A 20,862-nucleotide genomic window follows, 5' to 3' on the forward strand; every position below is an offset into this window, starting at 1 on the left:
GGGCGAAGCCTGTTCGCTCCGCGCCAAGCGGCCAACACAACCACGGAACACTCTGGAGTTTCAGGGCCTTCAACCGAGGTCCTGGACCTTCCCCCTTGAGGTGCAGAATGTTGAAGCACTGGCGGACTCTCGGATACGGCGCGATTCTGGGCGGCGTGGTCGGTACGGTCGGTTGCACCTCCCTGCGGCTGCCGGGAATTCACAGCCACAGCCAAGGCTGCGGCTCCTGCTCGGCGCCGGCAGGGACCTGTGACACCTGTGGGCCTGGTTGCGGACCCGGATACGCCTCCGGATGCGGACCCGGCGGTGCGGGCGATTGCCAGCAGTGCGGCGGCATTCGTGGCCGCGTGCATGCGTTCTTCCACCGTCGCTCGAACGCCGTCCCCGATACCTTCCCACTCGGAAAGGTCAGCGAGGCCTGGTACTACGAGATGGAGACGAACGCGGAAGCGGTCGACTTCGTCATCCACGACCTCGACTTCGTCGGCCAGACCACGGAGCTGACGAGCGACGGCAAGGATCATGTCATGGAGATCGCGGCCCGCATGCGGGCGCAGCCATTCCCGGTCATTGTCGAACGATTCCCGAACAATGCCGATCCGGAACTCGATGTCGCACGCCGGAACCTGATTGCTCAGATCCTGACCGATTTCGGCAACCCGGATGCCCAGCAGCGCGTTGTTGTGGCCCCGTCGTATACGCCCGGATACACCTCGCGGCAGGCCCAGGCCACCTACTGGCGGCACACTCTCACCAACGGAAACGGCAACAACGGAAACTTCGGCAACAACTTTGGCGGAACCGGAAGCTTCGGCGGCGGCTCTGGCTTCTGATCGTTGAAGATGTGTTCACGCGGAGGGCGACCAGCCCTCCGCCACTCCTCATCCCGGTCCCTGCAGCGCCGTGAGGAGAGTCCGGCGGTCGTATCGAAGAGTTGTCTCGATCGCCTCTGAGAAATGGGTCCACGCACCGCGCCTCGGCGAGTCGACGAGCGACAGCGGCGTCAGGGCCGACTTCATGGCGGTCACCACAATCGGTTCCGCCGTGCGCGTCGAGCTGGTTTCTGCAGCCGGCCACAGCCCCGTGTAGTCCCGGCTCCGTTCGGGATCGAAGCGGAGCGCCCGAACCGTCGCCGTCGCCGGAAACACGCTCAGAAGCACATCAGTCCACCGTTCGCACAACCGCCGATGGCGGTCGAGTTCCCGGAGCGACGGAAAATCCAGCGGAGAGTCGATGATCGTCAGTAGCAGCCGTTTTCGTTGCTGCAGAAGCATCCGTGTGAGGAGCGAAGCGGCGCTCTGGGAACGAAGATGCCGCCGGCCAGGATCAATGCTGGACGAGATGAAGGCGGACCAGGTTCGCAGCATGACGTCGGCCCCCGTCATTTCTTCCAGGAGTTCATACAGCGGGCCATCATGGTCCCCCTTCGTGAACCGGGACAGGCTCGACTGCCAGCTCTGCTCGATGTCTTCGAGAGCCGTCATCGCGCGCAGCAGCGCCGCCCGATCCATGACGACCGCCGCCGAAGTCGTTCGCATTCGCATCGACAGGGCGGCCGCAAGGCCAGCGAAATCGAGCTGAGTCAACAAGGGGGCTCCCGCAGAGGGCGTTTGAAGGAACGTCCCGCCCCGCGGGGATCGCGGGCGTCCAAGCCGTTCGAAGTGGAGACTTCGTTTGGCAAACACGATGCCGCCAACGCGCCAACGTCCGCCTCCTGCCCCAGACCCCGGATTCCCAACGTTTCATGAAGATTTCGTTTCAGCTTCCCGTCGAACCGCGTTGCCAAACGGCAACGCGGGGAACGCCGGATGTCGACTTCAGTCGTCGTTCCCTCGGCTCGGATCAGCGGATCCGGCCGTCGTGAAGCGCGGAAGCGACGAGCACCCGGTCGGCCCCGGCAGCCACGGCGTCAAGGACATCCTGCTCGCCGCGAACGCCCCCGCCGGTGATCACTTCGAGCTCGGGCCAGCGCGATCGAATGGCCCTGCAGAGCGGCAGCGTGGGACACCCCTGCCCGGTTCCGACGGCCGCCAGATCGAGCACCGTCAGGCTCCGAATTCCGGCCTCGACCGCGATGGATGCCACTTCGATCGCAGACGTCGGCCAGTCCGGTGTCGCGATGGGGCGGCCGTTCATCAAATCCAGGCTGAAGACGAGGCGCTCGCAGTCAACGTCCGAAAGGACTGCGGAGAACTGATCGCGTGATCCGATCGATTCGAGCCCGATGATGGGACGAAGTCCCGGAATGGCGACGAGCCGTTCGAGATCTTCGGGCGATTGGATTCCGAGATCGACGTCCAGTTCAACGCCGTACGCCTGGACGTGTGTCAAGTCGCCCAGCCGGGACCTGCGATCGCAGATGGCATCGAGGTCGGCGATGTAGAACCGCGTGAAGCCGAACGCGTGTGCCAGGGCCAGCAGGACCCCGCCCGGCTCAACGGAATCGGTCAGGCGGGAAACGATCGGCCGGTACTCGTCTCGCCGGCCGGCAACGCCGCGGACGACCTGGCCTCCTTTCACATCAAGAACCGGCAGGAGGCGGCTCCGCAGCGCCTCATTCATCTCCGGTCTCCAGCGTCGTCAGTAACCGCTCGTAGTCCTCGGGCGTGTCGAGATCCCAGAGAATCGAGGGATTCTCGACGGGATGTCGGACGACTTCCACGTCTGGGAGGCGTTTGAGTGCGTTGACGCCCTCTGTCGGGGGAAGCTCGCGGACCCGACGGGCCAATGCCCATGGCGCCAGGAGGGGATGGCCGTTGCGTTCGTGATACGTGGGAAGGTGCATCGCAGTCGAACGCTCGCGAAAGGCATCAATCAGCAGTTCGAGCACAGTTCGCTCGATGACCGGGTGGTCCGCCGGAGAGAGCAGCCAACCGTCGTCGTCAGCCGGCCGGCACGTTCGCGAAATGTGGTCGAGAAGCAGTTGCACGCTGTCCCGCATTTCGTCCGGGTCGCTCCCGGCCTCCACCACATGGACGCCCGGGTGGCAGGCCAGCGCCTCTCGCAGGTCCACGTCATCGCTTCGACGAAGGACGAACACTTCGTCGGTTGCGTGTGCCAACGCGGTGACAAGGTGGTCGATGACGCGCCGATGGCCGACGGGAAGGAGGAGCTTGTGAGTCCGCATTCGGCGACTGCGCCCCGCGGCGGGGATCAATGCGAAGATTCTCATTGAGACTCCGACTGGGCGGACGACGCTCACCCTTCAGACGCCAGCAATGCCTGGGCCACCGGCGAGTTCCGACTGCTCGCGATTCCGGCTGCACGGCATCTATTCCCCCGCCGACAGGAACCGGAATCCCTGCGCGCCAAGGCTGTCGACGAGGTCACGGCGCAGATCCGGCGAGCAGGTGACGCTCATCGGCGTCGTCACGATGCACCGCAGGGCAGTCCGCCCCGCGGCGCTGTCATCATGCCCGTTTCCGTTTCCGTTCTCGTGGCCGTTCGATCTGGAATCTTCCCAGGTGTCCACGAACAGCATGACGGGCGTCTTGCCCGGATAGCGCCCCAGGACGTCCCGGGTGCGCTTCATATCCTGCTCGGTGTGGTAACCCCGGCTGAATTTGACAATCACCTGCTTCGTGAACTCCTTCTCGGCATCGGCCATCGTATAGATCTTGTTGGCGATGATGTTCGGTTCGCGACCCCGGGAATCGACACGCCCCTTCACCAGCACGACCGATTCCGACTTGATGAGCTCGCCCAGGCGGGCATAGTCCTCCGGCCAGCAGATGCAGCGGACAATGCCGGTGGGATCTTCGAGATCGAAATTGGCGTAGCGGCTGTGGCCGTTGCGGCTGGGCTGCTTGGTCGTCGCCAGTTTGATGGCCCCGATCATTCCGCCAATCAGGACGTCCTTCCCGTCGCCGAGGCCGTGCAGTTCCTTGACCTTCTGCGAGCTGTACTGCCCGAGCTGGTCGGCAAACTCCGTCAGCGGGTGGGACGTCATGTAGAAGCCGAGCACCTCTTTCTCGAAGGCGAGCTTCTGGCTGTGTGTCCAGTCTTCGACGGTCGGAAGCGACGCATCGACCATCGGACTTCCTCCCGATGTTGACGGCCCCTCGTCGTCGCCGCCAAACAGCGATTTCTGCCCCCGCGCCTTGTCGCGTTGCTTGGATGTCGCGGATTGAATCGCGCGATCGACCGCCTCGAAATGCTGGGCGCGGGTTCCCTGGGCGGCGAAGCAATCGAGAGCGCCCGCCTTGATCAGGATTTCGAGGTTTCCCTTGGTCAGGATCTTCGGGTCGATCCGCTCGGTGAGATCGTAGATGTTTTTGTAAGCGCCGTTGGCATTTCGTTCTTCAGCGATCGCCTGCATGCACGCCGCGCCGACACCGCGAACCGCCCCCAGGCCGAACGCGATCCGCCCCTTGATCTCCTCGGGGGCGAGCTGCATCGCATCGGCTTTCGGCTTCTTCTTGCCGGCCGATTTGCCGTTGGCCGCCTCGGGGGGAACGAGCTGCGCATACTTCTCGTCGGTGATGACGCTGAACTCGAGGTCGCTCAGATTCACGTTCGGCGGCAGGATCGCCAGCTTCATGCGCCGGGCGTCGTCCGAGTGTTCCGAGATTCGCTCCGTCGATTCCATCCCGCACGACAGCAGCGCCGCCATGAACTCCGCGGGATAATGCGCCTTGAAGTACGCCGTCTGGTAGGCGATGGCGCCGTACGCGGTCGAGTGCGACTTGTTGAAACCGTAGCCGGCAAACTTCTCGATCAGCCCGAAGAGTTCTTCCGCCTTCTCCTTGGCCATGCCCTTGTCCTGGGCGCCCACAATGAAGTCTTCGCGGTACTTCGCGATCTCCGCCAGCTTCTTCTTCGAGATGGCCTTGATGCACTTGTACGAACTGGCCAGCTCGATCCCTCCAAGCCGGTTCAGGATTCGCATGACCTGTTCCTGGTACACCATGACCCCGTAGGTCTCGGCCAGGACTTCATCGACGATCGGGTGAACGGTCGGGATCGGCTCGCGGCCGTGCTTGCAGTTCACATACGTCATCACCATGCCGCCTTCCAGCGGCCCCGGGCGATAGAGCGCCGAGGTGGCGATGATGTCCGCAAACTGGTCGGGACGCATCTTGGTCAGGAGGTCCCGCATACCCCCGGATTCGAGTTGGAAAATTCCCTTCGTCTCGCCGCGCTGCAGGAGCGCGAAGGTCTCCTTGTCGTCGAGCGGCAGGTCCTTCGGGATGATTTCGATCCCGTGGTGCTTTTTGACGTTCTGGACCGACTTGTCGAGAATCGTCAGGTTCCTGAGACCCAGGAAGTCCATCTTCAGCAGACCCGCCTTTTCGACGTCCGTCCACTGGGTGAGTACGTCCTGCTTCCCCGGAAGACGCTGCAGAGGCACGTATTCCGAGAGCGGCTTGTCGGCGATCACGACGCCAGCGGCGTGAGTCCCGGCGCTCTTCGCAAGGCCCTCGATCGCCATCGCGAAGTCAATCACTTCCTTGATCTGCGGGTCCCGCTCGTATTCGTTGCCGAGGTCCGCGCTCTTGGTGAGCGCGTCTTTCAGCTTGATGTTCAGCTCATCCGGAACCATCTTCGCGATGGCGTCCGCACGCTTGAGATCGACGCCCAGGGCGCGGCACACGTCGCGGACCGCGGCCTTCGCCTTGAGCGTTCCGAACGTGCCGATCTGGGCCACGTTGTCGTAGCCGTACTTCTCCTTGACGTACTGGATGACCAGTTCACGGCGATCCTGGCAGAAGTCGATATCGATATCGGGCGCTTCCGAGCGGTTCGGGTCGAGGAACCGCTCGAACAGCAGGTCATACTGGATCGGGCAGACGTCACTGAGTCCCAGCACGTACGCGACGATGGCGCCGCAGGCCGAGCCTCTCGCTGAGCACGGAATTCCCTTCGAACGGGCGAAGCGTGCGAAATCCCAGACGATCAGAAAGTAGCTGGCGAAGCCCATTCGCTCGATGACGCCAAGCTCGAATTCCAGCCGGTCGATGAACTTTTGCTCCGGCGCATCGCCGTAACGCCACTTGAGGCCGTCGTAGGCGACGTCCTTCAGGTACTCCACGTCCGACTTGCCGGGAGGCGGAGCGAAAACCGGGAAGTGCCGCGTCTTGAGATCGAGTTGGATATCGCAGCGGTTCGCGATTTCCTGCGACCGGGCGACAGCCTCGCTTTGACGTGGGAACGCGTCGTACATCTGGTCGGGCGAGCGCACGAACAACTGGTCCGTGGTCATCTTCATCCGGTTCTGGTCGGTGACGACCGACTTCGTATTCACGCACAGCAGCACGTCGTGCATCGATGCGTTGTCCTGGCACAGGTAGTGCGCGTCGTTCGTGGCGACGAGCGGCAGACCCATCCGGTTCGCGAGGTCGATCGTCGCTTCGGCGCAGCTCTGCTGGATCTCCACCCCCGCGTCCTGGATCTCCATGTAGAAGCGGTCGCCGAACAACTCGACGTACCAGTTCACCAGCTTCTCGGCCTTCTCGCGTTCTTCGGCGAGCAGACTGCGCGACAGCTCGCTCGAGGCGCAGCCGGAAAGGCAGATGATCCCCTCGTGGTGTCCGGCCAGGAGTTCCTTGTCGATGCGGGGGCGGTAGTGATAACCGTCCAGATAGGCGGACGACGCCATGCGGACGAGGTTCTTGAAGCCCGTCGCATTCATCGCCAGCAGCGTCAGGTGGAAGGACGCGTCCTTCATCTTTGTGGCGCTGCGATCGCGCCGGCTTCCGGGCGCGATGTAGGCCTCGTACCCGATGATCGGATTGATCCCGGCGTCACGCCCCTTCTGGTAGAACTCCAGGGCCCCGTAAAGATTGCCGTGGTCCGTGATCGCACACGAGTTCATCCCCAGGGCCTGCACCTGCTTGATCAGGTCGGGGATCTTGGTCGCCCCGTCGAGAAGGCTGTAGTGGGTGTGGCAATGCAGGTGGGCGAACGGACGAGACATCGGCAGCAGGTTCCTCCAGTGAAGAGTGGAGTTTACCGGGAAGGCCCCCTGCTCCTCCAGTTGGTGGACCGGAGAGAAAACTGTGCCTGAAAACGGCCAATGGGATGCTGGCCAAAGCACGCGAAAGCCAGGATCGCGGCGGCTCAGACGCCGCGCGGCGATTTCGGCGATTCAAGGAAACGTCCCGCCGCGACTCACATAGAACCCGAAACGGACGGCGAAAACCAGAACAAACTGAATGAACGCGACGATGACCATTCCGGTGGCCCAGAGGAGGCTTGACTTGGTCGCACGATAACTGACGCGAAGCCACGGCCAGCAAAGAGCACCTCCCAGCACGAGAGCAGCCGCAGTGAGCCATCCGGTCACCGTATCAAATGTTGCGAGCTTGCCCGCCAGGTAGAAGTCGTGGCTTTGTATCTCCCGCCGAAACAGCATGACGGACACGATGGCGACGATGTAAGGAAGCAGCACACCGCCGACGGCCAGCAGAGACTCCCAGTTTGCGTGCCATCGCGAGGATCGGATTTTGGGCGAGCACTGGTGCGGCTGTTCGTTTCTCACTGTTCTCCCCTCCCTGGAGGTGACAGGCGTCAAGACGCCGGGAAACTCACTGTCTTTCCATGTTCCGCGCGACAACCATCTCGCAGAGTGTCACCAGCCGTTGCGACTCCTTCGGAATTGAGGAGTCCAGGCTCGAGCCGCTGTATTGATTCACCGCGGCGAGTCGTTCACTGTTTGCAGCGGAACTTGCACCTCTTGCCCAGGCCGTCGCCATGTCCAACCGTCTGCCGCAGGTCGATGCCTACATCCGCAAGGCGGCCGAGTTCGCGCAGCCGATTCTGCTTCAACTCCGCGAACGCGTGCATGCGTCGTGTCCGGAAGCTGAAGAGGCCCTCAAGTGGGGGATGCCGAGCTTTCTCTACAAGGGGAAGATCCTGTGCGGAATGGCGGCCTTCAAACAACATTGCGCGTTCCACTTCTTTCATTCAGCGATGAACAAGGCGGCCGACCCCGCGAAACAGGGACAGGCGATGGGCCAGATGGGACGGATCACGTCGCTCAAGGATCTGCCGAAAGCGGTGGACTTCAGGAAGCAGATCAGACAGGCGATGAAGCTGATCGATGACGGCGTGAAATCGTCAATGAAGTCGACGAAAGCTCCCTTCAAGGTGCCGCCCGATCTGAAGGCGGCCCTCACGAAGAACGCGAAAGCCCGGACGACGTTCGACGCGTTTTCGCCGTCCCACAAGCGCGAATACGTCGAGTGGATCACCGAGGCGAAGCGGCCCGAGACCCGCGAAAAGCGACTCGCGACGACGCTGGAGTGGCTGGCGGAGGGGAAACCGCGGCACTGGAAGTACCAGAAGGGCTGACTGTCTGACGGGGCGTCATGGTCCGAGAATCTCCACCCTCTGCGGAGCGGCCGTGGTGATGCTCAGCGTCTGCTTCTCCTCCCAGCCCTCTCCGGGCACACGGATCTCGTACTCACCCGTCGCGATGCCGGTCCGGACACGGCCCGCTTGATCGGTCTTCCACCACGTCGCGAGCAATCGACCATGCTCGCCGTCGCGTTCGATCACAACCCGCCGCCCGATTTCGACGAACTGCTGCGGGATCGGCCTGCCTGTCTTCTTCGATGTGACGATGACTTCGAGCGGCACGGCCGGAACGATCTCCAGCGGCTTGAGTACGGGGGGCAACTCCGGCGGGTTCGGAATGAAAACCGGATTCTGAACGTCACTGGCCCATTCCGAATCTTCAACGGCCAGCGCGTAAGTGTGCCCGGGCGTCACATGCAGGCGAAATTTGCCATCGTCGTCAGACCGCGCGGAACAGTAATCGAATGAACTGCCAACCCCGTCGGAGACAGCCCGAATTAACATTCCGCGCTTTTCGAGGCCGTCCGGCACAAGCAGCTCGCCGAATAGTGTCACTCTTGCACGCGCGTGGAGCACGTGGAGAATCTTCGAATCGGGATCGGGCTCCGCGTCGCTGTGAGGCTCGCCATCCATCGACCAGTCTGGAGCATCAAAGAGTTCGTAGTAGGGCCGACGGCGCGGTGACGCCCACAGGAACGACGCCCGACCATCGGCGTCGGTCCGGCAGGCGGTCATCGGAAACTCTTCCGATAAGAAGAATCGGCGCTTCGGTTCAGAATTGAGCGAGAGCAGCACCTGGGCCGCCAGACGGCGGTCTGCAATTGGCATATCAAACTGGTTCAGCAGCCGGATCTTCCGTTCAACCGGCGGCTCCAGAGAGACCTCAACCGTTGGCGGAACGGCCGTACCCGCCGGCAGTACGGCGGAGCCGATTCCTTTCTCTGGATGCCAGACCATCACGTACGTATCAATGGCGGGTGGGGACATCGGCAGCGTTGCAATCCCCTGCCCGTCTGTGCGGACGTGAACAAATCCTTTTCCACGTGCCACCTCCGCGTCGTCGACGGGAACGCCGTCCCGGGTGACCTTCACGCGCATTGGAACCGTCGGATTCAGAGTCGCGGAGAAAGCCGATTGACAAAGTCGACGCACGTCGCTTTGCGGAACCGAGACCAGCGCATTGAAGCGGTGATCCTGGCTCTCCACCGCCAGCGTTGGCGTCAGAACGAAATTTGACTCCAGAAACGCAACGCCCTTCGAGTCCGTCTCGACCACGATCCGCGGCTGCTTGAACTGCATAAGGCAGATTCTCGCAGCAGCAGCGGCGGACCCGTCCGGCAATCGGACCTGCACGGGGAGCCGCAGCATCGCCTCGTCCGGCTGGGCGTGGCACACCCGTCCCGCGAAAACCACCACGAGCAGCAGGAGCGCGCGAGGGAGCATTGTCGTCCCTTTCGTGAAGGAATTCGCCCGGATGGAAGTCGACTCGATTGAGGAGACGCGGACAATCTGAAAGCTATCATCCGCCGATGCGTTATCACACAGTCATCATTGGAGCCGGAATGTCGGGCCTGGCGGCGGGAATCCGCCTCGCCTACTACGAAAAGCCGGTCTGCATCCTCGAACGTCACACTACCATCGGCGGGCTGAACTCGTTCTACCGACTCCGCGGTCGCAACTACGACGTCGGCCTCCACGCCGTCACCAACTACGCCCCCCCGGGCTCCCGCACCGGCCCGCTCGCCAAGCTCCTGAAGCAGCTTCGGCTCCGCTGGGACGACTTCGCCCTCTCGCCGCAGCTTGGCTCGTCCATCCGGTTCCCCGGGCGGACGCTCCGGTTCACCAACGAGTTCGCGTTCTTCGTCGATCAGGTCCGCTCGGTCTTCCCCGGCCAGATCGACGGATTCACCCGTCTGGTCGACACGATCAACGCGTTCAACGAGCTCGACCTCGATCAGGAGCCCATCTCCGCCCGCAAGGTGTTGAGCGAGCATCTCACTGACCCCGTGCTGGTCGACATGCTCTTCTGCCCGCTGATGTTCTATGGCAGCGCGATTCCGCGCGACATGGATTTCAGTCAGTTCGTCATCATGTTCAAGAGCATCTTCCAGCAGGGCTTTGCACGCCCGTTTGATGGCGTCCGCCGAATCCTGAAAACGCTCGTCCGGCAGTTCAAGGAACTGGGCGGCGAGCTGAAACTGCGGCACGGAGTCTCTTCGATCCACATGCAGAACGGCCGTGCCGCGGGCGTCGTCCTTGATGACGGAACGATCATTGAGGCCGAGAACGTCCTGTCGTCGGCCGGCGTCGCCGAAACGCAGGCGATGTGCCAGCAGAAACCGCCCGTTGCAAATCCCGCCGCTGGCGAACTGTCGTTCAATGAAACGATCTATGTGCTGGACCGTCAGCCAAAGGAACTCGGACACGACGACACCATCATTTTCTACAACGACGCCGAGCGGTTCGAGTACGCGTCCCCGACCGAACCGTGCGACACGCGCAGCGGCATCATCTGCTCGCCGAACAACTTCCACTACGAAGGCGGAGAGCAACTCGATGATGGCATCGTGCGGATCACTGCCCTTGCGAATCCCGGTTACTGGTTCAACGCTCCGCAGGAGCAGTACGAGAACGCCAAGCGTGACTGGGCCGACAGGGTGGCCGACGTAGCCGTCAAATACATGCCCGAATTCCGGCCGCACGTCATCGAGACCGATGCGTTTACACCCCGCACCGTCAAAAAGTACACCGGCCACCTGAACGGCGCGGTCTACGGAGCGCCGGTGAAAGTCCTGACGGGCCGCACCGAAACGCCCAATCTCTACCTGTGCGGAACGGACCAGGGATTCCTCGGAATCATTGGCTCGATGCTCTCCGGGATCACGATGGCCAACAATCATCTGTTGAGGGAATGAGTCGGCCATAAGGCCGTCGTGCGACCGCTGATCGACCGAATCTCACTCTTCGTTCTCGGAGACAATATGGCATCGCTCGCCAGAATCTTTGCGTTGATGGCCTTCGTTTGCTGCGGCACCACCCAGGCCGCGGAGTTCACCACAGACATCTGCGTCTACGGCGGAACTTCCGGAGGCGTCATCGCGGCCGTGCAGGCGGCCCGCATGGGCAAGTCCGTCGTCCTCGTCGAACCTGGAAAACACGTCGGTGGCATGACGTCGGGTGGGCTCAGCGCCGTCGATATCGGAGACCCGCGAACCGTCGGAGGCGTCACCCGGGAATACTTCACCAGGCTCGTCGCCAACTACGGCCTGAAGCTTCCCTGGGACAAGCCGTTCGGGCGGAAGAAAGGGAGCGGCCCGGCCACCGGCGGGGCGTACTCCATCGAACCGCATGTCGCGGAAGAGACATTCCTCGCCATGCTCAAGGACGCCGGCGTGACGCTCCAGCTGTCCCAGCGGCTGGCGGGCGTCGAGAAGCAGGGGGCTCGGATCCTGGCCCTGAAGACCGAATCAGGAGATGTCTTTCGCGCCAGGGCCTTCATCGACACGACCTACGAAGGCGACCTCCTGGCCAGGGCCGGCGTCAGCTACACGCTGACTCGGGAAGGCAACGCGAAATACGGAGAGAAGTACAACGGAATCTTCTACAACCCGAAGTACGAGCCGCGCACCGGTCATCTCCAGCCCGGCGAGAACGGCCGCACGAAAACCGGACAGGGAGCCTGGGACCGCGACTTCCCGCTCGATCCCTATGTCAAACCAGGCGACCCTGCCAGCGGACTTCTGCCGCTCGTGCAGGCCGGCGACCCCGGTGCTCCCGGTGAGCCCGCCCCCGGCGTCCAGGCCTACTGCTATCGCCTTTGCCTCACGACGGCCGACGACCGCCTCCCCATCGCCCCGCCTCCGGACTACGACCCGAAACAGTACGAACTCATCGTGCGGTTCATCCAGGCCTGCATCGCCAACGGCGACGACATGGACCTCCGGTGGTTTTCCAAGCACGATCCCCTTCCCCACGACAAATGGGATTTCAACACCGCGACGTTTGGAGGCAATCTGCCGGGAGCGAGCCACGCCTGGCCGGAAGCGAGCTACGACCAGCGTGAAGTCATCGCGAAGGCACACGAGAATTATCACCGCGGCCTGCTGCACTTCCTGGCCACGGATGCACGGGTGCCGGAAAAGGTTCGTCGCGACATGAAGCGGTTCGGACTGCCGCGCGACGAGTTCGTCGACCGCGGCGGCTGGCCTCACCAGCTCTACATTCGGGAGGCGCGGCGGATGGTGAGCGACTTCGTCATGACCGAGCATCACCTCGCAGGCAGGGAGGTGGCCGCCAATTCCGTCGGACTGGGATCGTACGGCATTGATACCCACGAAATCCGCCGCATCGCCCGCAACGGCGTCGTGACCCGGGAAGGAAAAACCGCCGAAGGACGTCGTGGTCCACCTTCCTATCCGATCGGATTTGGAGCGATCGTCCCCCGCCCCGCCGAATGCGAAAACCTGCTGGCCACCTTTGCCGTTTCCGCCAGCCACACGGCGTTCGCCAGTATCCGCATGGAGCCCGTGTTCATGGTCCTCAGCCAGTCAGCCGCCACCGCCGCCTGCCACTCCATTGATGCAGGCGTTTCGGTTCAGAACGTCGATCGCAGCGTGCTCCGGGAGCGTCTCCTGAAAGATGGACAGGTGCTCGAAGTCGTGAAGTGAATTGTGAGAGAGGTCAGAGGGCGCCACTGTTCGCCGGCGACGGAAGCTCATAGACCTTGAACCGGCCGCGTTCAAACGCCGGCGGCGGTCCGATCGGGCCCAGGCGGCCGACAATCAGGTGCGTCACGCCGGTCTTTCGCCTCAGCGCAACGAGATCGCCAGCGTCGATCACATGATCCTGCGCGAAACTGTCCCGGACCCATTCCGAATACGCCAACAGCCGTGAATTCCATTCGACGACTCCCGCCGCATCCTGCGGGCAGTCCTTGAAGTTCACGTACTCCGCACGCTCAGCCCACCATTTCACCGCGAAGTCTTCATTCGCAGCCAGCAGCAACGCGTTCGCCGGCGTGTTCTCTTTCACCCAGCGAAGCGTCGCGATCCAGTCGTCGCGGTTCGCGCCCGAGAGCATTCCCGGGCTCTTGTCCGGACCCGGAATCGCAATAGCGCCCGCCAGCAGCGCCCCCGCCAGTCCGAATGACGCCACCTTCGGAGGACTCCACATCGTCCACAGGCGCGCCACTCCCAGCGCCACGATCAAAGCCGACATCACGTCCGCCAGGCGGAACGGATAAAACTTCAGCATCTTGAGCTGAAGCGCCCCGAATTCCGACGGTGGATACGTCCACGGACGCGGCCCGTAACTCACGAGCGTAGCGGCCAGTCCGAAGGCGACCGCCGCGCCGGTGATCACGTCCAGCAGCCGGAAACCGGCCACTTTCCTCGTCCACAACGCGGAGAACAGCCACACGACAATCAAGGTCGCAAAGAACAGATGCCCTTCCCGGGGAAACGTCCAGGGATCGAGATGATGGGCCAGCCGGTAGCTCACCTGGATGAAATCGGCGAGTTTCGAAGTCGCGGCGTCCGACGATTTCAGCGCCGGCAGTGCCCAGCCGATTCCCGGTGCCGCGGCGATGAACCACCACAGCGAAGGAATCAGTCGCACGGGAAGTCGCGGCAGCGGAGCCTGCGTTTCGGCCGAGTCTCCAGCAGCCCGCCACCACATCCACGCCAGGCCAACGAGGGTCGCGACGGTCGCCCACATCCCCACGACGGGGTGCAGCGTCGTCGCCAGGCCCAGCCACAGGCCGGCGGCGCTCAGACGCCGCGAGATCATCGCCGACCAGCCGGCGAAGACGCATCCGTACGCGAATACCTTCGACTCAACCCCGCCGATCAGCCATTCCCCCGACCACGATCCAATCGACTGGATCATCAGGAACAACACGGCGGAGAGGAGCGTCCCACCGACGGCCAACCCCAGCGACCTTCCGAGCTTCGACCACCCCCACGCAACGAGGGCCAGCGAGGCGATCCGCCCCACAATCGCCGTCTGCTCCAGCGTCAGGGTCTGCGTCAGCCAGCCAATCAGCAGGTAGAACGCCCGGTGCGGACGCGAGGACGTGAGAAACAGGTCCCCTTGGCACCAGCCGGGATTCCAGTCCGCCTTCGCCATCCCCAGGTAATGCGGTTCATTGATGCCCGGAATCGGGACGCGCAGAAACGAATAGACGACGAACGCCGTCCAGCAGGCGAAGAACGCCGCGATCGCCTGCTTGCGTCGTTCGGAAGTCCCGAGGCTCACTTCTTCTTCGCGGCTTTCTTGGCGGGCTTCGGCGCCTTGGCCTTCGCCTTGGCAGCCGCCTTTGCGGGTTTCGCCGCCGCCTTCTTCTTGCCGCCGAAAATGGTGTCCCAGTTCTTCCAGAACTCGGGGGTCGCGCCAGTGCGAACGATCGGGCCGCTCATCTCGTCTCTCTTTCCAGTCAGGGAGTGTTGCAGGGTCTAAATATCTTCGGGGGGTGGTTTGTCAAGCAGGGAGGTCAACGTTTCGCCCGAACTGGCGTTGCCGGCGACGCGAATCACCCGCCACCATGCACCCATGTCGACTCCCTCCTTTTCACTTCGCCGCGATGCCGAAGGGCTGCTGCGCTTCAGCGACGGGGCCCATCGCGACGTCGCCGTCACGATGACCTCCGCCTTCCCATTGTCCGAGCCCGGCATGTGGCTGTCGCTGCGTGCAGTTGATGGCAGCGAAGTTGCGCTGGTCGAAGACCCCGCCCGCCTGGAGGGGGAAGCACGCCGCCTGATCGACGAGGAACTCGAATCGCGACAGTTCGTGCCGGTGATCATCCGGGTCGACCGGGCCTCCAACACGACCACCGGGCTGGAGGTCGTTGTCGAAACCGATCGCGGGCCGACAACGTTGATCCTTGATGCGGACGAGCAGATTCGGCGGGTTTCGGACACGCGCGTTGTGCTGACCGACCGCGCCGGTGTGCGATACCTGATTCCCGACCTCCACCAGCTCGACCAGCAGAGCCGGCATCGCCTGGAACGGTTCTATTAGCCCTCCGAACGATCTGGCTTCGCCTCGGCCGGGGGCGCTGGAATCTCGGGAGGGGTCCCCTACACTGCCCGGTTCTGCGATGATGCGGCAGCGCGATGCGGCTTCCCGTGGCCAACGATCAAGGTCGCGGTCCACGACCGATTCCACATCCCGCTTTTCCTGTTCCTGACGACCCGTTTCCATACTCCTCGGATGGCCAAGGACTTTCTCAAAGATCTCGGCGACCACTACGACGTGATCGTCATCGGGAGCGGCCTGGCCGGCCTGACCGGCGCCAATGTCCTGGCCAAGGCCGGATATTCCGTGCTGCTTCTCGAGCATCACTACCAGCTGGGCGGGATGGCCACCTGGTTCAAACGCCGCGGCGGACACATCTTCGATATTTCGCTCCACGGCTTCCCCGTCGGCATGATCAAATCCTGCCGCAAGTACTGGACAAAGGAGATCGCCGACTCGATCGTCCAGCTCAAGGGCATCCGGTTCGAGAACCCGCAGTTCAGCATCAAAACCACCTTCAACCGCGACGATTTCACGAAGCAGCTGATCGAGCAGTTCGGTATTGCGCCCGAGACGGTGGAGGCGTTCTTCGATTTTGCGCGGTCGATGAACTTCTTCGACGACCAGTCGATGACCACCCGCGAGCTGTTCGAAAAGTTCTTCCCTGGCCGGTCGGATGTCGTCCGGTTCCTGATGGAGCCGATCACCTACGCCAACGGCTCCACGCTCGAAGACCCCGCCATCACCTATGGCATCGTCTTCTCCAACTTCATGAGCAAGGGCGTCTTCACGTTTCAGGGCGGAACGGACAAGCTCGTCCTGCAGATGCGCGACGAACTGGAGAAGAACGGCGTCGATATCCGTATCCGCGCACTCGTCGAGAAAGTCGAGCTCAATCCCGATCGCAGCGTGGCGGCAGTCTGGGTCAACGGAAAACGCGTCGGCTGCGGGGCCGTGCTCTCGAATGCGAACATCAAGTCGACGATCTTCAATCTCGTCGGCGAGGAGCATTTCTCCCCGGAGTACGCCGAAGAGGCGCGGGCCGTCCGGCTCAACAACTCCAGCTGCCAGGTCTACATCGCCCTCAAGCCGGGCGAAGGCTTCGACAACGTCGGCGACCTTCTGTTCCATTCGGAACACAGCGGGTTCGATATCAATGCCATGCTCTCGATGAACGTGAGCAGCCGGACCTTCTCGTTCTACTACCCCGAAACTCGCCCCGGGAGCGACCGCTGGCTCGTCGTCTCGTCGACGAACGCCAACTACGCCGACTGGGCGAAAATGTCGGAAGATGAATACGAGCGAGAAAAGGCGAAGCTCTGCGAATCGACGCTCGATTGCCTGGAAAAGTACGTTCCCGATGTCCGGCAGAAGCTGGACTGGCTCGAAGCCTCGACGCCGCGAACCTTCGAACATTACACGCGCCATCTGAGCGGCGCCTCGTTCGGGACCAAGTTCGAGGGCCTGAAGGTCTCGCAGACTCTCCCGCAGCAGGTTCCCGGTCTGTTCCACGCCGGTTCGGTGGGAATCATCATGTCCGGATGGCTCGGAGCCGTGAATTACGGCGTCATCGTCGCCAACGAACTCGACAAGCACCTCACGGCCACCGCCGCCAGGAAACGGGCCGTCGCGGTGTAAGCGGGATCTGCGGCGGCTCCACTCCCCCCGGATAAGCCGCGCGGGCCGACCACCAGCTCCCTGAAACGCCGTTCGAGAGCCCTCGGCAATTGACCATACCGGGGTTGGCGGCGTCACCCGGAACCCCGGTCGTCCGTCGACAGACTGTCCCTTCCGAACCACTGCCGCCTCACGCTTAGCAATCCTCCGTTCTCCAGCGGGAGAAGGTCGACATCGAATCTCGCTCGATCGGATGTCTGACGCTCCGCGTTTCTGCCGTGTCATGATTGTTCGTACGCCACGTCTGCTGATCGGGAGCGCCTTCACGGTCCAGCTTCTCGCGTTTGTTCTTTCGGTCGTCCTCGCGGGAGCGGCCTCAACGTCCTTCGCGGCCACAAGAAAATTTGCGGCGTCCAGGGCCCTGGGAACCGGCGCCGGTGATTCCGAGGCCAACGCGGCCAGGTTCGCGGACCCGAAATTCTGGGAGAGCGTGCGTCAGGAGATCACCCACGGACCGCTGACGGTCATCCTGCTCGATGGCAGCTACCTCGATGTCGTCTCGCTCTCGTCCATCGGGAACGCCGACCATCGGCTCACGGTCGAATCCCAACGACCGGGCGGAGCACTGTTCGCAGGACCGGGGCGATTCCTGGTTGGCGGGGGCCTGAACATGACGGTGCGCGGCCTCGCGTTCACCGAAACCGATCCGAAGGCCAACATCTACAAGCTGTCGTTCGGTCTCGATTCGAAATCGGGGCGAGTTTCTGAACGGGTCCTCATCGAGGACTGCCTCTTCCACGACTCGCTCGTCTACTACGGAACGCTTGGAGTCCATCGCGGCAGTCACCATGTGACGATCCACCGGAACACCTTCCGGAACATCGGTTTCGATGGCCACGCGCACATGATTTACACGGCCTACGATGTCCACCACATCAAGGTAATCGGCAACGATTTCCAGAACTGCCGTGGCGACTACGTGCGCTTCCGCGATAACGCCGATTTCGGCGAAGTCCGGTTCAACACGTTCCGCAGCACGGAAGCCCAGTTCAACCGGCCCTTCATCCACATCCCCGTCTTCAACGACGTCAACCCCGGCGACGAGTTCCACGCCAGCAACTACCTGTTCACCGACAACCGCATGGAGTACGAGTCGACGGCCGGGTCACCCGATCGACGCAATGCCATGGGCTACCTCTCGAGCGGATTCGAGCCCGCCCACGTTCACATGCTGCCGACCGCGGCCGAAGGAAAAGTGCTGCAGCAGGGAACGACCGATGCCAAACGTCAATTGCTGCTCGATCAATACGGCATCGACTTGCGCAAGGTGCGGGTCTACCGAAATGAAATCCAGAACCAGAACCGGACGTTCCACTACTGGGCGAATCCCGCCCTCGGCGCGAAGTCTCGCGGATGGTCCGGATTCGCCGAGATGGCGGATGCAATCAACGTCTCGCCTCCCAGGCCCGGAGACGTTCATGTTGACGGCCTGCTGGACGCGACCGATGTGGCCTATTTCCAGCGTGGACTCGCCGCATCCGATGAGCGCGCCTTTCTGCTCGACGACGCCATCTGGTTCGGCGACTACCAGGCGGCCGACATGAATGGCGACGGAGCCGTGAACACGGCGGACATTCCCGCATTCATCGAGCGCTGCCGCGGACACGTGCCCGATGAAGCCCTGCAGTCGCTGTTCAAGACGGCCGCAGAAATGCAGAAGCAACGAACCGCGCATTGAGAGGCCCCGCAACGCGTTTCCGGAAAGCCCCGCGGACGCTGTCCGGGAAATCGAAGGGACCAGCCTCGTCACTTCGACGTCAGTTCAAACTTGAAGTCGTTCTTGGCAGGATCTGCGTCGACCGTTGCTGTCAGGCCGGACTTTTTGTGATCGGTGAATTTCTTGGCGAACGGGGGCGGGCCGGGCTTCTTGTAGCCATCCATTCCGGGCATCGCCTCTTGGACTTCGAGAATCGGCGCCACCGACACCGAGTACGTTCCGACGACCGCGCCGTCGCCCGGCGTGTTCGTCATCAGCGTAAACCTTCCTTCGCTATCCGTTTCGCCAGTAGCGACCTTGCCCTGGGTCGGCATGAACGCCACTGAGAGCTTGCCCATCGGTCGGCCGTCGACGGTGATTGTACCCGTCGCAGGAACGGTCTTCGGAGCATCGCCACCACCGCCCCCGCAGCCGACCGAATTGATGCAAACACAGAGCAACAGCGTGAACGCATTCAGATTTCGCAACATCTGTAGTTCATCCTCGGCAAAACGAAAATTGACGAAACCTGGAACCTGAAAACCACGCTGCAACGAGGTGCGGACGTTCCATTGGAGTGAGTGCGACGCTTTCCGTTGCTGGGCAGGTGGTCGATTCAATCGGCGGCCGTGTTCATGCTGCTTCGTCGACGAGCCTCGGGCAGTGTTTCCTTTGCGTTCGCGCGAGCAGCAGGCACGCTCCCCGACGAAGGACATCGCCACGCAGCCAGGGCCGTCACTGTCTGGTAAGCGGCAACACTCAGCCGCCGAAGGATTGGAATCTGGATACTGCGCGCGCCGACTTGTACGGCGCGCGGACACGCCAGAATGATCCAGTCGCGCCACGATCCGCTGAACCGTGGCGCGCGAATTCCACCGAATGTCAGAACTCGCCTTGCACTTCACCGCTGCTTACCGTGCCGGCGGCGCGGTACAGGCCAATGTCGATGTTCTCGCTGACGAAGCGGGCACTGCCGTCAAGCATCGAGAAGTGGCCACCGCCCACGTGCTTGCTGTTGAAGCCGAAGTTGTTGTTCCAGTCATTCGGAGCCGGAGGCAGCTTCGCGGATCGGTTCAGGGGAATGGCCGCGGTCGCAGTGGAAGCGTTGGAGTTGTACCACCAGTTCCACTGCGAGTACGCCGGGAGAGCCTCGCCGGAAGCGAATGTGTTGCTCGTCCCGTCGACGACATCTCGTACTCGCGTCGGGCCGTTCGTGGCCGACTGATTCGAACACAGGATGCCGTTCCCCATGTTCAGGCCATCCGTTGAGGGTGCATTCCGCCCTGCGGGGTTCGGAACAGGATTATAAGCCGCGTTTCCGTACTGCCAGTTGCTCCCCATGCAGGCCTTATAGTTGGTTACACCCCATACAGTGCCGTCGGGATTGTAATCAGACCGTCTCGTCGCGGCCGAACCGCCCAGCCGGCCGTTGTTGTTGCCATCATCGGACGGGCACAGGTAAACGGGCAACGCCATCGCGGCGATCGACTGGTTGTTCGGATTGTTCACGAAGAAACTGGCCCAGGTCCCGCCCGAACCGCTGAAGTCGATCTTGTTATAAAGCGGCGCCTGGTCGACATAAGGCAGGATGAATTGCAGCCAGCTGCGGGCAGAGTTGGCGATCGCAGGGCCGTCGTTCGCATTCCCCAGAATGTTGCGCAGCGAATAGTTGACCGGGAACACGTTGAATGTGTCGTGATAGTTGTAGAACGCCAGCCCGATCTGCTTCATGTTGTTCTTGCACTGCGTCCGCCGGGCGGCCTCGCGGGCCTGCTGAACAGCGGGAAGCAGCAGTGCGATCAGGATCGCGATGATCGCGATCACCACCAGCAATTCAATCAGCGTAAAGGCAACTCTTCGATTCCGTGGCATGAGTGCACTCGCGAATGGAGGATGTCGAAAACATCAGCACGCAATTCAGCAAGACGCGGAGAAAAGAAGCGATTCATCCTGACGCAGGAACTTCACGTTCATTTCGAGCTTACCCCTGTGTGCGCATTCGCAACATGAGATAAATGGCAATCGAATGAAGGTATTTGGAATTGCTGCAATTTGCGGCAGGCAAGCGCTCGATCGGGCAACACCGGCGAAGTCGGTGAACTGCAACGACCTTGCCGCCGGATCGCCCCTCCGGACCGCGCGCAACCTCTCACGATGGGTGAGGAGACCCTGATCGA

17 protein-coding genes are annotated in these 20,862 nt (G+C 62.4%); 7 read left to right on the forward strand and 10 right to left on the reverse strand.

Features of this window, described 5'->3' with window-relative positions; translation table 11 throughout:
• The first annotated feature begins 107 nt into the window (after nucleotides 1-107).
• Nucleotides 108-833 carry a hypothetical protein gene (locus tag Pan44_RS16800; RefSeq protein ID WP_145031178.1) on the forward strand — a complete coding sequence of 242 codons (726 nt, stop codon included), beginning with the start codon at nucleotides 108-110 and terminating at the stop codon, nucleotides 831-833.
• A 48-nt stretch (nucleotides 834-881) separates the two neighbouring features.
• Here the strand turns inward: Pan44_RS16800 and Pan44_RS16805 are convergent, their stop codons facing one another.
• The 5 genes from Pan44_RS16805 to Pan44_RS16825 form a co-directional block, all read right to left on the reverse strand.
• Nucleotides 882-1,538: a hypothetical protein gene (locus Pan44_RS16805; protein WP_145031180.1), complete on the reverse strand. Its 657-nt coding sequence runs from the start codon at nucleotides 1,536-1,538 to the stop codon at nucleotides 882-884.
• A 304-nt stretch (nucleotides 1,539-1,842) separates the two neighbouring features.
• The gene (locus tag Pan44_RS16810) at nucleotides 1,843-2,562 is read right to left on the reverse strand and encodes a HisA/HisF-related TIM barrel protein (protein ID WP_145031182.1); all 720 of its coding nucleotides are present in this window, start codon (nucleotides 2,560-2,562) and stop codon (nucleotides 1,843-1,845) included.
• Nucleotides 2,555-3,172: a nucleotidyltransferase family protein gene (locus Pan44_RS16815; RefSeq protein WP_145031184.1), complete on the reverse strand. Its 618-nt coding sequence runs from the start codon at nucleotides 3,170-3,172 to the stop codon at nucleotides 2,555-2,557. The genes Pan44_RS16810 and Pan44_RS16815 overlap by 8 nt, the downstream gene beginning before the upstream one ends.
• A gap of 99 nt (nucleotides 3,173-3,271) precedes the next feature.
• Nucleotides 3,272-6,916, reverse strand: a complete 3,645-nt coding sequence (dnaE, locus tag Pan44_RS16820) for a DNA polymerase III subunit alpha (protein WP_145031186.1) — start codon at nucleotides 6,914-6,916, stop codon at nucleotides 3,272-3,274.
• Nucleotides 6,917-7,087: 171 nt separating this feature from the next.
• Nucleotides 7,088-7,480 carry a hypothetical protein gene (locus Pan44_RS16825; RefSeq protein WP_145031188.1) on the reverse strand — a complete coding sequence of 131 codons (393 nt, stop codon included), beginning with the start codon at nucleotides 7,478-7,480 and terminating at the stop codon, nucleotides 7,088-7,090.
• Between the two features lie 212 nt (nucleotides 7,481-7,692).
• Between Pan44_RS16825 and Pan44_RS16830 the strand changes: the two genes are divergently transcribed.
• On the forward strand, nucleotides 7,693-8,292 hold the full coding sequence (locus Pan44_RS16830) for a YdeI/OmpD-associated family protein (protein ID WP_145031190.1): 600 nt from the start codon (nucleotides 7,693-7,695) through the stop codon (nucleotides 8,290-8,292).
• A 15-nt stretch (nucleotides 8,293-8,307) separates the two neighbouring features.
• On the opposite strand, the gene Pan44_RS16835 is transcribed toward Pan44_RS16830, so the two are convergent.
• Entirely contained in the window at nucleotides 8,308-9,741 is a 1,434-nt protein-coding gene (locus tag Pan44_RS16835) for a DUF4198 domain-containing protein (protein ID WP_145031192.1), read from the reverse strand.
• A gap of 86 nt (nucleotides 9,742-9,827) precedes the next feature.
• On the opposite strand from Pan44_RS16835, the gene Pan44_RS16840 reads away from it, so the two are divergent.
• A complete protein-coding gene (locus tag Pan44_RS16840) occupies nucleotides 9,828-11,213 on the forward strand; it encodes a phytoene desaturase family protein (protein ID WP_145031194.1) in 1,386 nt (461 codons plus the stop codon).
• 18 nt (nucleotides 11,214-11,231) lie between these two features.
• Complete coding sequence (locus Pan44_RS16845; RefSeq protein WP_197453399.1) at nucleotides 11,232-12,965, forward strand: FAD-dependent oxidoreductase; 1,734 nt, start codon at nucleotides 11,232-11,234, stop codon at nucleotides 12,963-12,965.
• 13 nt (nucleotides 12,966-12,978) lie between these two features.
• Here Pan44_RS16845 and Pan44_RS16850 read toward each other — a convergent pair whose 3' ends face one another.
• Both Pan44_RS16850 and Pan44_RS27455 read right to left on the reverse strand, forming a co-directional pair.
• Nucleotides 12,979-14,553 carry a DUF6798 domain-containing protein gene (locus tag Pan44_RS16850; RefSeq protein ID WP_145031196.1) on the reverse strand — a complete coding sequence of 525 codons (1,575 nt, stop codon included), beginning with the start codon at nucleotides 14,551-14,553 and terminating at the stop codon, nucleotides 12,979-12,981.
• On the reverse strand, nucleotides 14,550-14,714 hold the full coding sequence (locus tag Pan44_RS27455) for a hypothetical protein (RefSeq protein ID WP_197453400.1): 165 nt from the start codon (nucleotides 14,712-14,714) through the stop codon (nucleotides 14,550-14,552). Before Pan44_RS27455 ends, Pan44_RS16850 begins: the two co-directional genes overlap by 4 nt.
• Nucleotides 14,715-14,847: 133 nt before the next feature.
• Between Pan44_RS27455 and Pan44_RS16855 the strand changes: the two genes are divergently transcribed.
• The 3 genes from Pan44_RS16855 (at nucleotide 14,848) to Pan44_RS16865 (ending at nucleotide 18,667) form a co-directional block, all read left to right on the forward strand.
• Entirely contained in the window at nucleotides 14,848-15,315 is a 468-nt protein-coding gene (locus Pan44_RS16855) for a DUF1854 domain-containing protein (protein ID WP_145031198.1), read from the forward strand.
• A 192-nt stretch (nucleotides 15,316-15,507) separates the two neighbouring features.
• Nucleotides 15,508-16,950, forward strand: a complete 1,443-nt coding sequence (locus Pan44_RS16860) for a phytoene desaturase family protein (protein ID WP_145031200.1) — start codon at nucleotides 15,508-15,510, stop codon at nucleotides 16,948-16,950.
• Nucleotides 16,951-17,212: 262 nt separating this feature from the next.
• The gene (locus Pan44_RS16865) at nucleotides 17,213-18,667 is read left to right on the forward strand and encodes a hypothetical protein (RefSeq protein WP_145031202.1); all 1,455 of its coding nucleotides are present in this window, start codon (nucleotides 17,213-17,215) and stop codon (nucleotides 18,665-18,667) included.
• 68 nt (nucleotides 18,668-18,735) lie between these two features.
• Here Pan44_RS16865 and Pan44_RS16870 read toward each other — a convergent pair whose 3' ends face one another.
• Nucleotides 18,736-19,530 (reverse strand): hypothetical protein, encoded by a 795-nt coding sequence (locus Pan44_RS16870; protein ID WP_145031204.1) that lies wholly within the window; start codon nucleotides 19,528-19,530, stop codon nucleotides 18,736-18,738.
• 37 nt (nucleotides 19,531-19,567) lie between these two features.
• Nucleotides 19,568-20,557 carry a DUF1559 domain-containing protein gene (locus tag Pan44_RS16875; RefSeq protein ID WP_145031206.1) on the reverse strand — a complete coding sequence of 330 codons (990 nt, stop codon included), beginning with the start codon at nucleotides 20,555-20,557 and terminating at the stop codon, nucleotides 19,568-19,570.
• Between the last annotated feature and the right edge of the window lie 305 nt (nucleotides 20,558-20,862).

Origin of the sequence: Caulifigura coniformis, assembly GCF_007745175.1 — a bacterium.
Classification (GTDB): Bacteria; Planctomycetota; Planctomycetia; order Planctomycetales; family Planctomycetaceae; genus Caulifigura; species Caulifigura coniformis.